The 11,725-nt window shown below is 65.3% G+C and carries 13 protein-coding genes; all 13 read right to left on the bottom strand.

What is annotated here, in order from left to right:
- Nucleotides 1-144 precede the first annotated feature (144 nt).
- Entirely contained in the window at nt 145-1,578 is a 1,434-nt protein-coding gene (locus FS320_RS13880) for a HAMP domain-containing sensor histidine kinase (RefSeq protein ID WP_152712462.1), read from the bottom strand.
- A 10-nt stretch (nt 1,579-1,588) separates the two neighbouring features.
- Entirely contained in the window at nt 1,589-2,287 is a 699-nt protein-coding gene (locus FS320_RS13875; RefSeq protein ID WP_152712461.1) for a winged helix-turn-helix domain-containing protein, read from the bottom strand.
- A gap of 138 nt (nt 2,288-2,425) precedes the next feature.
- On the bottom strand, nt 2,426-3,640 hold the full coding sequence (locus FS320_RS13870) for a S1C family serine protease (RefSeq protein ID WP_152712460.1): 1,215 nt from the start codon (nt 3,638-3,640) through the stop codon (nt 2,426-2,428).
- A gap of 128 nt (nt 3,641-3,768) precedes the next feature.
- On the bottom strand, nt 3,769-4,095 hold the full coding sequence (locus FS320_RS13865; protein ID WP_152712459.1) for a hypothetical protein: 327 nt from the start codon (nt 4,093-4,095) through the stop codon (nt 3,769-3,771).
- Between the two features lie 293 nt (nt 4,096-4,388).
- Nucleotides 4,389-4,847, bottom strand: coding sequence for a cytochrome c-type biogenesis protein (locus FS320_RS13860; RefSeq protein ID WP_152712458.1), 459 nt, complete (start codon nt 4,845-4,847; stop codon nt 4,389-4,391).
- Nucleotides 4,848-4,850: 3 nt separating this feature from the next.
- Nucleotides 4,851-6,833, bottom strand: a complete 1,983-nt coding sequence (locus FS320_RS13855; protein ID WP_162002981.1) for a heme lyase CcmF/NrfE family subunit — start codon at nt 6,831-6,833, stop codon at nt 4,851-4,853.
- Nucleotides 6,834-6,848: 15 nt separating this feature from the next.
- A complete protein-coding gene (gene ccmE / locus FS320_RS13850; RefSeq protein ID WP_152712457.1) occupies nt 6,849-7,307 on the bottom strand; it encodes a cytochrome c maturation protein CcmE in 459 nt (152 codons plus the stop codon).
- A complete protein-coding gene (ccmI, locus tag FS320_RS13845) occupies nt 7,304-8,404 on the bottom strand; it encodes a c-type cytochrome biogenesis protein CcmI (RefSeq protein WP_152712455.1) in 1,101 nt (366 codons plus the stop codon). Before ccmI ends, ccmE begins: the two co-directional genes overlap by 4 nt.
- 65 nt (nt 8,405-8,469) lie before the next feature.
- A complete protein-coding gene (locus tag FS320_RS13840; RefSeq protein ID WP_338105339.1) occupies nt 8,470-9,867 on the bottom strand; it encodes a sensor histidine kinase in 1,398 nt (465 codons plus the stop codon).
- Complete coding sequence (locus FS320_RS13835; RefSeq protein WP_162002980.1) at nt 9,864-10,535, bottom strand: response regulator; 672 nt, start codon at nt 10,533-10,535, stop codon at nt 9,864-9,866. The genes FS320_RS13840 and FS320_RS13835 overlap by 4 nt, the downstream gene beginning before the upstream one ends.
- 14 nt (nt 10,536-10,549) lie before the next feature.
- Nucleotides 10,550-10,864, bottom strand: coding sequence for a PepSY domain-containing protein (locus tag FS320_RS13830; RefSeq protein WP_152712453.1), 315 nt, complete (start codon nt 10,862-10,864; stop codon nt 10,550-10,552).
- A gap of 95 nt (nt 10,865-10,959) precedes the next feature.
- The gene (locus tag FS320_RS13825) at nt 10,960-11,169 is read right to left on the bottom strand and encodes a hypothetical protein (protein ID WP_152712451.1); all 210 of its coding nucleotides are present in this window, start codon (nt 11,167-11,169) and stop codon (nt 10,960-10,962) included.
- Between the two features lies 1 nt (nt 11,170).
- Nucleotides 11,171-11,719 carry a glycoside hydrolase family 108 protein gene (locus FS320_RS13820; protein WP_152712449.1) on the bottom strand — a complete coding sequence of 183 codons (549 nt, stop codon included), beginning with the start codon at nt 11,717-11,719 and terminating at the stop codon, nt 11,171-11,173.
- Between the last annotated feature and the right edge of the window lie 6 nt (nt 11,720-11,725).

The following is an 11,725-nucleotide window of genomic DNA, read 5'->3' as shown; positions in this document are numbered from 1 at the left end:
CCTACACGGACATTCTCGATCACTGCTGCGCGGCGTGGAACAAGCTCACCGAGCAGCCGTGGACCATCATGTCGATCGGCCTGCGCGACTGGGCACACGGGTTCTGATCACCAAGACTTGGTATTACATCATCGTATTTCGGATTCAGGCCGCAGATTGCAGGGGAGGCTGCGGCAGTTCGACGGCCTTCAGGGGCAATGCCAGGACCACCCGCAGCCCGGGCCCGTTGTCCTCCAGCAGCAGGGTTCCGCCATGGAGCCGGGCAACGGCGACGGCCAGGCTGAGACCGAGGCCGAATCCGGGTCGCGAACGGGCCGTCTCGAGGCGAACGAAACGCTCCAGCACGCGTCCGCGCTCGGCTTCCGGAATGCCAGGGCCGCGATCGGCCACCACAATCCGCACCTCGCCGTCGCTCCGATGGGCAGACACGCCGATCGTCTGCGGCGTTCGTCCGGTTGCAGATCCGTACTTCAAGGCGTTGTCGAGGAGGTTCGCCATGGCCTGCCCCAACAGCTCGCGGCTGCCATGGATCGGCAGGTCGTCCTCCACGGAAACCTCCAGCGACACGCCCGCCTCTTCGGCAAGCGCCTCGTAGAGTTCCGCCACGTCCCGCACCGCCTCGGCGGCATCGAAATCCGCCAGCCCCTCGCGCGCATTGCCGGCCTCCAAGCGCGCGATCATGAGCAGCGCGTTGAAGATGCGAATGAGGTTGTCGCTTTCCTCGATGGTGGCTTCGAGAGCCGATTTCAGCTCATCGGGCGTGCTCGCGGTGCGCAGGGCTTCGTCGGCCTTGTTGCGCAGGCGCGTCAGCGGCGTCTTCAGATCGTGGGCGATGTTGTCCGAGACCTCCTGCATGCCGCGCATCAGTTCACCGATGCGGTCGAGCATGTCGTTGAGGTTCTGGGCGAGCCGGTCGAGCTCGTCGCCGGTTCCGGCGATCTTCAGCCGTCCTCCCAGATCGCCCGTCATGATATGGCGCGTGATCTCGGTCATGTCGTCGACGCGCTTCAGGACGCGTCTGGTGATGAACCAGCCGCCGACGCAGCCGAGCACGACGATGAAGAGCAGCGAATAGCCGAAGGCGCGATAGATGACCTCCTGAAGGCGCCGGCGCTCCTCGATGTCACGGCCGACGAGAAGCCTGAACCCGCCCGGCAGAAGATAGACGCGCACGATGGCCATGTCGGGCCGCGCCTCCGTTTCATCGGTGCGGTTGTAAAGCGTCTCGAACTGTCCCGTGCGGCCGATCACGCCGGGCGGCAGGGCACCCACATTGCCGGCGACGCGCTCTCCTGCCTCGGTCGTGACGAGGTAGAGCATGGCGCCCGGCGCCCGCGAGCGCCGCTCGACGATGTTCACCAGACGGCGCAATCCGCCGAACCTGTACTGCTCCGACAGGTTGTTGATCTCGCTCTCGATGGTGGACACGAACTGATCGGTGAGAAGCCGCTGGGCGTTCCAGGCGACATAGCCCAGGCCTACGAAGGCGAAGATCGTGAAGATGAGCAGGTAGGCGAAGGACAGCTTGAAGGCGGTCGTCCGGACGAGCTTGCCGAGGGCGCTCATGAATGCGTTCATCGCTTCGCGCTCATTCCTCGTCGTCCGCAGCGCCGACGCGCACCATGTAGCCCGCACCGCGGATGGTGTGGATCAGCGGCTTGTCGAAGCCCTTGTCGATCTTGGCGCGCAGCCGCGAGACGTGAACGTCGATCACGTTGGTCTGAGGGTCGAAGTGGTAATCCCACACATGCTCCAGCAGCATGGTGCGGGTGACCACCTGATTGGCGTTCTTCATCAGGTATTCGAGCAGCCGGAACTCGCGTGGCTGCAGCACGATCTCCTGACCGGAGCGCGTCACGCGATGCGACAGGCGGTCGAGCTCGAGATCGGCGATGCGATAGAGCGTCGGCTCCGAATTGGGAGCCGATGCCCGGCGGCGCGAAAGAACCTCGACGCGGGCCAGTAGCTCGGAGAAGGCATAAGGCTTGGGAAGGTAATCGTCGCCGCCCGCGCGCAGGCCCTTCACGCGATCATCGACCTGTCCGAGGGCGGAGAGAATGAGGACCGGCGTCTCGACCCGCTGCTCGCGTAAGGAGCGGATCAGGGAAAGGCCGTCGAGCTTGGGCAGCATGCGGTCGACCACGAGCACGTCGTAATCCCCCTCCTCCGCCATGGCATAGCCGTCGAGGCCGTCGGCGGCGTGGTCCGCCACATGGCCCGCTTCGCGAAACGCCTTGACGAGGTAGGAGGCCGCCTCTTTGTCGTCCTCGATGATGAGAATCCGCATGAGCCCACTTGTGACGCGATGAAATGCCCGACGGCAGGCCGGCCTTGGAGGGGGAGAGGCCGGCCTGCCGTGGGCAGAAGACACCAGGTGTCAGGGGCAATCAACTCAAAACCCTGGTGCCCTACTACCTTGTGTGGATCAGACGCCCTTCGGCTGGCTCGCGACCTCGAGGGTCACGGTCCGCTCCTTGCCCTCACGCCAGAGGGTGAGAGACAGGGACTTGCCCGGGGCGACATTGGCCACCTTGCGGGACAGATCCTTGGCCTCGTTGATCGTCTGCCCGTCGACGGCGATGATCGTATCGCCGGTCCGGACGCCGGCCTTGGCGGCAGGACCGTCCTTCATGGCTTCGGCCACGAGGGCGCCCTTGGGCTCCTTGAGGCCGATGGCCTCGGCGATCTCCTTGGTCACCGGCTGCATCTGCACGCCGATGAAGCCGCGGGTCACGGAGCCTTTGTCCTTCAGAGAGGCCACCACGTTCTCGACGGTGCTCGCCGGGATGGCAAACGCAATACCCACATTGCCGCCCGACGGCGAGAAGATCGCCGTGTTCACGCCCACGACCTCGCCCGACAGGTTGAAGGTCGGACCACCCGAGTTGCCCTTGTTCACCGAGGCGTCGATCTGGATGAAGTCGTCGTACGGACCGCTGCCGATATCCCGGTGCTGGGCCGACACGATGCCAGCCGTCACCGTGCCGCCGAGGCCGAACGGGTTGCCGATCGCCATCACCCAGTCGCCGATCCGGGCCTTCTGGCTGGCGAGGCGAACATAGGGGAAGTCGTTGCCTTCGACCTTCAGCAGGGCAAGGTCCGTCTTCGGGTCGGTGCCGATGACCTTGGCGTCGAGGGTCTTGCCGTCGTCCATGGTGACCTGCACCTCGGAGCCGTTCTCGACCACGTGGTTGTTGGTCACGACAATGCCGTCAGCCGAGATGAAGAAGCCGGAGCCGAGAGCCTGGCCGAACTGGCGGGGGCGCTCCTGGCGCGGATTGCGGTCGCCACGGCCGGGCATCTGGTCGCGGAACTGGCGGAAGAAGCGCTCCATCGGGTGGCCGGGGGGCAGGTCCGGCATCGAGAACTGCTGACCGTCCTCGTCATCGTCGTTCCGATCGGCGACGTTCTGCACCTTGACCTTCACGGCCACGACGGCGGGCTTCACCTGGTCGATCACGTCGGCGAAGGACGGCACGCCCTGCACCGGCTGCGCCATGGAGCGCAGTTCGGCATGGGCGGGGCTGGGAGCAACCAGACCGCTCTCGACGGCGCCGCCCGCGATGATCGCGGCCACGGCCGCTGCGCCGAGCCACTTTGCGGTGCGCTTGCGGGCGGGAGTGGAAACCTTGTCCAACATGTCTTGTCTCTCCTGGATGAACCCTCTTGGGTTCGTCATGAGAGCAAGATGAGGGTTCAAGCCTTACGGTACCCTCACCCCGAGATGAATTGTTGGTAAGGTTTCAAAAGGGCCCGGCCGGGAGGCCTTCACTTGCCCCGGCGGGACGAAAGTCTGACCTTCTTGCCCCTGAGCTTCGTCGTCTTGGTCGTCCTGATCGAAGCCATCTTCTCCTTACGACGGTCCGCACGCCCTGCCATGCGACGGGGCTCGTTTCGGCTCGATGTGACGACACGCTGCGTGTCGTTGTCCACCGCATCGTCGAGCACTCTTTGCGGCGGGAGCGGAGCGTTGCTGCGGGCGACGACGGTTCGATTGATGCACTGAGCTATGTGGGCCGCGCGACGCTCCACAATGCGCCGATAATCGTCGACCTCGATCTTTTTCCTGGGTGCGATGCGGCTCCTCGCCTCCACACGGCAGGCCTCGCGTTTGGCAACGAGATCTTCACTCGATCGAACCGCAGAAGGGAGTGCAAGAAGGATCAGACACAATCCAGGGGCCGCAAGCTTCACGACCGTACCTTTCGCGGGGGATATCGGGAGACGTGAGAGCCCGATATCAGCCGGATTTCTCCTTGGCACCGCGACAAAATGGCATGATCCCCAGAAAGAATTGGCGCCTGCTCAGGTTAAGGAATTGCAGCCTACGAAATGCTGTTTATTCCTCTGTCGCACGATCGTCGACAGGCCGGAACGGTTCTTGGAGTTCAAGCGCCCTGATCGCGCTTGAGCAGATCCTCGAGCGCCCTCTGCTCCTCGGCATCGAGTGCAGAAGCGGGACGCGGGCGGCGTCGCATGGCTGCGTAGGCGCCGATGCCGCCGAGGGCAAGAACGAGAGCGGGCGTCAGCCAGAGCAGCAGCGTATGCCTTCCGAAGGTGGGCTTGAGCAGGACGAATTCGCCGTAGCGCTGCACGAGGAAGTCGCGCACCTGCGTGTCCGTGTCGCCCACTACTAGGCGCTCGCGCACCAGGAGACGCAGATCCTTGGCAAGCTGCGCATCGGAATCGTCGATGGACTGGTTCTGGCAGACGAGGCAGCGCAACCCCGCCGAAATCTCGCGGGCGCGCTTCTCCAAAGTCGGATCCTTGAGCACCTCGTCCGGCTGCACGGCAAAGACCGGGCCGCCGAACAGAAGCGCCGCCGTGAGGGCCAGGACGAAGCGCATGGTCTACTCCGCCGGAACGGCAGCCGGTGGCGCGACTCTCGCGCGTGCCGGAGCGCCGATGCGCAGGCGCCGATCCGTCAGGGACAGGGCACCGCCTGCCGCCATCACGAGGGAGCCGATCCAGATCAGCAGAACCAGCGGCTTGTGATAGAGTCTCATGCCGATGGATCCGTCCGCCTGCACCTCGCCGATGCTGGCGTAGATCTGGCCGAGGCCCGTGGTCAGGATTCCCGCTTCCGTCGTCGGCATGCCACGCGCCACGTAGAGCCGCTTCATGGTCTCGATGGTACCGAGCTCGCGGCCGGCGCTGATGACCGTCAGGACGGCGACATCCTCCCGGTAATTGGCCTCGACGCGCGGGGTGACCTGTTCGAGCCGCACTTCGTAGTCGCCCGCCTTGAGACGCTCGCCCAGCTTCAGGCTGCCGATGGACTCGACGCCCCAGGCGGTGGCCGCAATGCCGATGACCGTGAGGCCTACGCCCGCATGGGCGATGGACGTGCCCCAGGCCGAGCGCGGCAGGCCCCTCGCCTTGCGCCAGGCAACGGAGAGTGGAGCGCCCCTGGACCAGGAACGGCTGACGATCTCGTTGGTCGAGCCGAGAACCAGATAGACGCCGAGGCCGACGCCGAGCGGCGCAGCCGCCGGCCCGCCGTGCTGGAGGGCGAACATGGCGATGGTCGCCAGTAGCGAAATGCCGAACACGGCATAAAGGCGCTGGGCCGTGCCGAGGAAGTTGCCGCGCTTCCAGGCGAGCGTCTGACCGAGCGGCAGAAGCAGCAGCAGCGGAACGATCAGCGGCAGGAATGTGAAGTTGAAGAACGGCGCGCCGACGGAGATCTTTTCGCCGGTCAGCACCTCGAGCGCCAGCGGATAGAGCGTCCCGATGAACACGGTGGCACACGCGGTGGCGAGAAAGAGATTGTTGAGAACGAGCGCTCCCTCGCGGGAAATGGGCGCGAACAGGCCACCCTGCTTGAGCATGGGCGCGCGCCAGGCAAAAAGCGCCAGCGATCCGCCGATGAACAGGATCAGGATGCCGAGAATGAAGGTGCCGCGCTCAGGATCGACCGCAAAGGAATGGACCGAGGTCAGCACGCCGGAGCGGACGAGGAAGGTGCCCAGCAGCGACAGGGAGAAGGTCAGGATGGCGAGAAGGATCGTCCAGACCTTCAGCGCATCGCGCTTTTCCATCACCACGGTGGAATGCACGAGCGCGGTGCCCGCGAGCCACGGCATGAGCGAGGCGTTTTCCACCGGATCCCAGAACCACCAGCCGCCCCAGCCGAGCTCGTAATAGGCCCAGTAGGAGCCCATGGCGATCCCAAGGGTCAGGAAAGCCCAGGCGCCGAGGGTCCAGGGACGCACGATCCGGGCCCAGACCGCATCGATGCGCCCATCGAGCAGGGCCGCGCAGGCGAAAGCGAAGGAGATCGAGAAGCCCACATAGCCGATGTAGAGCAGCGGCGGATGGATCGCGAGGCCGGGATCCTGCAGCAAGGGGTTGAGATCCTGTCCCTCGAGCGGCGCCGGGATGACGCGCGTGAAAGGGTTCGATGTCGTCAGGATGAAGAGCAGGAAGGCAATGGTGATCGAGGCCTGAACCGCGAGCGTGTTCGCCTGCAGCCGCATCGGGATGCTGTTTCTCGCAAGCGCCACCACGCCCCCGAAGAGGGCGAGGATCAGCACCCAGAGCAGCATGGAGCCTTCGTGGTTTCCCCACACGCCGGAGATCTTGTAGATCAGCGGCTTCGCCGAATGGGAGTTCTGGACGACGTTGAGCACCGAGAAATCGGAATTCAGGTAAGCGAAGGTCAGCGCGATGAACGAGAACGCGATGCAGGCGAGCACGGCAAGCGCGCTCGCCGGCGCAACGGCCATCAGCACGGGATCATTGGCGCGCGCGCCCCAGAGCGGCACGACGAACTGGATCAGGGACAACCCAAGCGCCAGCGCGAGTGCGAAATGTCCAGCCTCGACCAACACGAGGGATCTCCCTTGCTACTGCGTCTTGGGCGAAGCGTTGGCCTCGCCCATCCAGTGCCCCTGCTTCTTCAAGGTATCCGCCACCTCGCGGGGCATGTAGTTCTCGTCATGCTTCGCCAGAACGGAATCGGCCCGGAACACGCTCGGACTGACGAGCACGCCTTCGGTCACGACCCCCTGCCCTTCGCGGAACAGGTCGGGCAGCAGGCCCTTGTAGCTCACCTGAATCGCGGCCTGCGCGTCCATAACCTCGAAGGTGATCTGCTGATCGGAGCCCCGCTGAACCGATCCTTCCTTGACGAGACCGCCGAGGCGGATGCGCGTGCCGGGCTGCACGTTCTTCGCCTGAATGTCGGCCGGCGAATTGAAGAACACGATCGTGTCGTTCATGGCGTAGAGCACGAGACCGAGCGCAATCGCGAGGACGCATCCTGCGACACCGATCAGGGTCAAGCGGCGTTGTTTTCTCGTCATGGCTGGGCGTCGGTCAGTTTCAGTTCCTGCGCCATCGTGTCGATGGTCCTCAAGGCGGCGTCGTTCTGCGCCAGCGCCTCCCGGGCGCGCTGGGCTGCGACTATCGCTTTATCACGCTGGCCCAAAACCGCATAGGAGCGCATCAGTCGCGCCCATTCATCCGCCGTGCCTCCTTCAGCCTCCAGGCGGCTGGCGAGGCCCGCCACCATGCCGGCAATCGCCTCAGGTCCGATCTGGGGTTCGCCCGCCGAGCCTGTCGTCGCCTGAGGGGCGCCGAGGGAGGCGAGTTCCTGCTTCACCGCCCCGATCCAGGGAGCGTCCGCAGGCGATGTGGAGAGCAGCTCCGCATAAGCGGCCTTCGCCTTCTCGACCTGCCCATCCTGGACAGCCGCGCGGGCGAGATAGAAGCGGGCTTTCGGCGATGCCGCATCGAGCTTGACCGCCTGCTCGAAGGCACCCTGCGCTTCGCCCGAGACGAGCCCATCCTTGGCCATCACCAGGGCTTCGCCGTAATTGGCGAACCGGTCGGCATCCGGAGCCAGATAACGGACTGCCGCCTCATACGCTTTCACGGCATCGTCGATCCGTCCCATGCGCATATAGACCGGAGCGATCACGTCCCAGCCGCGGCCGTCCTGCGGGTTCTTCGCCAGGTGGCTCTCGATCTCGGCCACCGCCGTCATGAGGTCGATATTGCCGGCCTGCTGCGGCAGCTGCGCTGCGGGCGGCTGAGTCAGCACCTGCGGCGAGCCGTAGATCTCATAGGTCGCAAGCGCCAGGATCGGGATGACCGACAGGGCCAGGGTCGAGGCGGCGCGGCGGCGGCGCAGAGCCGGCTCTCCCACGGCCGCGAAGGTCTCGCCGCGCAGGCCCGTCGCCCGCAGGAGGCGTCGCCCGGCCTCGGCCTTGGCGGCCTCGGCCTCGCTGGGCAGAAGCGCGCCGCGCGCCAAGTCGCGCTCGATCTCGGCAATCTGCTCACGATAGAACTGCGTGTCCGGATCCGCCTGCCGTGTCACGGCATAATGACGCGACAACGGCCAAAGCACCGCCATCACGGCTGCCGCCGTCATTGCCAGGAGGATTATCCAGATCACCATAAAATCCTAAATATCGCGTCTCACCCTCAAGCACGACGGTGGCACGGTGTCACGCGTAAATCTCCCTAGGTCGAACTCCTATCCCCGGGGAGTTCCAGGATGGCTCTGAGGCCGCCCTTGGGAGAAGCGTCGAGCCTTAGGGAGCCGCGATAAAGGGCTGCCAGATCGCTGACGATGGAAAGCCCCAGGCCCGAGCCGGGCTTGGTTTCATCGAGGCGGCGGCCGCGCTTGAGCACCTCCTCTCGCGCCGTCTCCGGCAGGCCCGGCCCATCGTCGTCGATGAGCAGGCGGAAACGGGGCCGGTTGTCCTCGCGCACGATCTCGACCGACACCTCCACCTTATTCGCGGCCCATTTGGACGCGTTGTCGATGAGATTGCCGGCCATCTCTTCCAGGTCCTGCTTCTCGCCGCGGAAGCGCAGATCCGGCGGGATGGCCAATGCCACCTCCAGATCCTTGTCGCGATAGATCTTGGCGAAGGTGCGGGCGAGGCCCGCGATGACGGGCTCGGCTTCCGTCAGCGTCCCAAGCGTCCCCGCAAGCGCGGCCGCGCGGGCCCGGTCGAGATAGTAATTGACCTGATCGCGCATGGTCGTCGCCTGCTCGCGGACCCTGGCGGCGACATCCTCAGGCGCGTTCTCGGCCTCGTTCATGATGATGCTGAGCGGCGTCTTGAGCGCATGGGCGAGATTGCCGACCTGCGTACGGGCGCGCTCCAGGATCTCGCGGTTGGTGTCGAGGAGGAGGTTCAGTTCGCCGGCAAGCGGGGAGATGTCCCGGGGATATTCGCCTACGATCCGCTCCGCCTCGCCCCGCCGGATCGCCCCGAGTGCACTGCGGAGATTGGCGAGCGGCCGCAGGCCGAAGCGGATCTGCAGGAGCGTGGTGAAGCCCAAGCCGATACCGAGAAGCGCGAAGGTGACGGTGAGCGCGAAGATGAAATCCCGCACGGCCGCATCGATCTCATCGGCAGGACCCGCGACGCGGATGATGTAACGTCCGTCCTCGCCGAGATCGATGTCGCGCTCGATGAGGCGCAAGGAGCGCTCGTCAGGTGCTCGGCCGTAGCCGCGGCGGATCTGCCCGAAGCGGTTGTCCCCGGAGGCGAGGTTCGGCAGTTGGCCTCCGAACAGCGCTTTCGAGGAGCGGATCTCGCCGAGCACCGCATTGGGCCGCGCCACCTGCCAGTACCAGCCGGACAGAGGCAGCTCGAAGCGCGGATCGCCGATGGGGCCGAGATCCCGGTCCGGATCGCCCGGCCCAACGAGGTTGGACGCGAGCGTGTTGGCGTAGACGAGGAGGCGCTGGTCGAAAGCGCGCTCCGTGTTGTCGCGGTAGAGCGTCGAGAGGATGAGCCCTGCGATGAGCAGGATCACGAAGCTCCAGAAGACCGAAGAGACCGCGAGACGGACCGCGATGGGCCGGCTGGCAAAGCGGCGCACGAGCGGTGACAGGCCGGTCACGTCTTGGTCTGGCTCGCGTCGAGGAGGTAGCCCAGGCCTCGAACCGTCTGGATGATATCGACGCCGAGCTTCTTGCGGAGCCTGCCGATGAAGACCTCGATGGTGTTCGAATCCCGGTCGAAATCCTGATCGTAGAGATGCTCGGTCAGCTCGCCCCGCGAGACGATGCGGCCGGTATGATGCATGAGATAGGACAGGAGCCGGTACTCATGGGAGGTGAGCTTCACCGGGTTTCCGTCCACGGCCACGCGGCCGGAGCGGGTGTCGAGCTTCACGGGGCCGCAGGCGATCTCGCTCGTGGCATGACCGGCCGAGCGGCGCAGCAGCGCGCGGACGCGGGCGAGAAGTTCTTCCATGTGGAAGGGCTTCGTAACGTAATCGTCGGCGCCCGCGTCGAACCCCTGGACCTTGTCGCTCCAGCGGTCGCGGGCGGTGAGGATGATCACGGGCGTCTTGCGTCCGTCGCGGCGCCACGCGGTCAGGACGGAAACGCCGTCCACCTTCGGCAGGCCGAGGTCGAGGATGATGGCGTCGTAGGGCTCGGTCTCTCCGAGGAACTGCCCTTCCTCGCCATCCATGGCGGTATCCACCGCGTAGCCTGCCTGTTCAAGGGCAGTCACGATCTGCTTATTGAGGGTTCTGTCGTCCTCGACAACGAGTAGGCGCACAGTTCGAGCTTTCTCTAATGGACCGATTTCACACGCCCGGAGGAGCCGTCGATCATCACCTGCACGATGCGACCATCCTTTTGCAAGACCATGATCACATAGACAAGATCATCGCTGTTGCGGCAGAGGCTGGCCCGGACCACGTCCGCCCCCGGTACCTGGCGTCGCGCCGTCATCACGGCAGACGCCGGCGCGACAACGCCTTTTGCGGCCACGGCCTCCTGCATCTCGCGCGGCGGCAGGCAATTCTTCAGGGCGGCCGCCGCGCTTTGCGCGAACGCCGCCCCCATCATGCCCCACACCGCTATGACCAGCCAAACCAGACGCATGAAAGGACCATGCCTTTGCCGCAGTGAACAAATTCTGAATGCTCTCGAGGCCGGTCCCATGCGGCGAGACCGGCCCCATCCCTCTGGGAATGCTTCTAATTCAGAATCTGTTTCGTGGCCGCGATCCGGAAGATCGTCGAGGCGATGAAGCTTGCCGCGGCAACGAGCTGAACGAGCGCCTCTTCGAAAGCCCCCGTGGCGAGGGCCGAGCCGTCGAAGCCGAACAGGCCGAGAACGAGGGCCACCAGCCCGATCAGGTTGGCCCAGACGGTGCGGCTGGCGAGAATGGTCTTGGTATCGAACATGTCAAACGGTCCTTGAGGATGAGGATGGAGGTAATGCGAGCCGGAGAGCCTCCTGCTCGACGGCAAGGACGCGCCTGCGCCAGCCGAGGCCGAAGACCGGCCAGGTGGCGAGGCGGCCGAGAAAACCGAGGCGCGCTTTCGTGAGGCGGCGGATGGTTTCCGGGACGTCGGCCCTGCGGGCCGCGCCGAGGGTGACGGGTCCGACGACCCCGTCCGCCTCGACCCCGAGAGCGGCCTGCAGCATCTTCCCGGCCCGCGTGGGCCCCGAATTGACCGCGAGGTCGAACGTGGCGAGATCGAGCCCCGGCGGAAGCTCATCGGCGCGCACCGCATCCCAATAGAGCTGCCGATAGATGGCGATCGCTTCCTTCCGGCTCAGGCGGCGGACGTCGTTGATGGAGGCCGGGCGCTTTTTCGCCCGGGCGAGCGTCTCGCGGGTGATGCCGAACTTGGTCGCCCCACCCGGATCGCGGGGGTGCTGAACGAAGCCGCCCTCATGCCTCAGCACATGTTGGACGTCTTCTTCGAAGCGCGATGGAGAAGCAGTCATGCGCGT

The organism is Microvirga tunisiensis (genome assembly GCF_009296175.1).
Taxonomy (GTDB): domain Bacteria; phylum Pseudomonadota; class Alphaproteobacteria; order Rhizobiales; family Beijerinckiaceae; genus Microvirga; species Microvirga tunisiensis.
This window is presented reverse-complemented; position numbering and strand designations above follow the sequence as displayed.

What these genes read in the sequence shown, in the direction of transcription:
- FS320_RS13880 (WP_152712462.1), bottom strand. Translation starts at nt 1,578, where the DNA reads ATGAACGCATTCATGAGCGCCCTCGGCAAGCTCGTCCGGACGACCGCC.
- FS320_RS13875 (WP_152712461.1), bottom strand. Translation starts at nt 2,287, where the DNA reads ATGCGGATTCTCATCATCGAGGACGACAAAGAGGCGGCCTCCTACCTC.
- FS320_RS13870 (WP_152712460.1), bottom strand. Translation starts at nt 3,640, where the DNA reads ATGTTGGACAAGGTTTCCACTCCCGCCCGCAAGCGCACCGCAAAGTGG.
- FS320_RS13860 (WP_152712458.1), bottom strand. Translation starts at nt 4,847, where the DNA reads ATGCGCTTCGTCCTGGCCCTCACGGCGGCGCTTCTGTTCGGCGGCCCG.
- ccmE (WP_152712457.1), bottom strand. Translation starts at nt 7,307, where the DNA reads ATGACGAGAAAACAACGCCGCTTGACCCTGATCGGTGTCGCAGGATGC.
- ccmI (WP_152712455.1), bottom strand. Translation starts at nt 8,404, where the DNA reads ATGGTGATCTGGATAATCCTCCTGGCAATGACGGCGGCAGCCGTGATG.
- FS320_RS13830 (WP_152712453.1), bottom strand. Translation starts at nt 10,864, where the DNA reads ATGCGTCTGGTTTGGCTGGTCATAGCGGTGTGGGGCATGATGGGGGCG.
- FS320_RS13825 (WP_152712451.1), bottom strand. Translation starts at nt 11,169, where the DNA reads ATGTTCGATACCAAGACCATTCTCGCCAGCCGCACCGTCTGGGCCAAC.
- FS320_RS13820 (WP_152712449.1), bottom strand. Translation starts at nt 11,719, where the DNA reads ATGACTGCTTCTCCATCGCGCTTCGAAGAAGACGTCCAACATGTGCTG.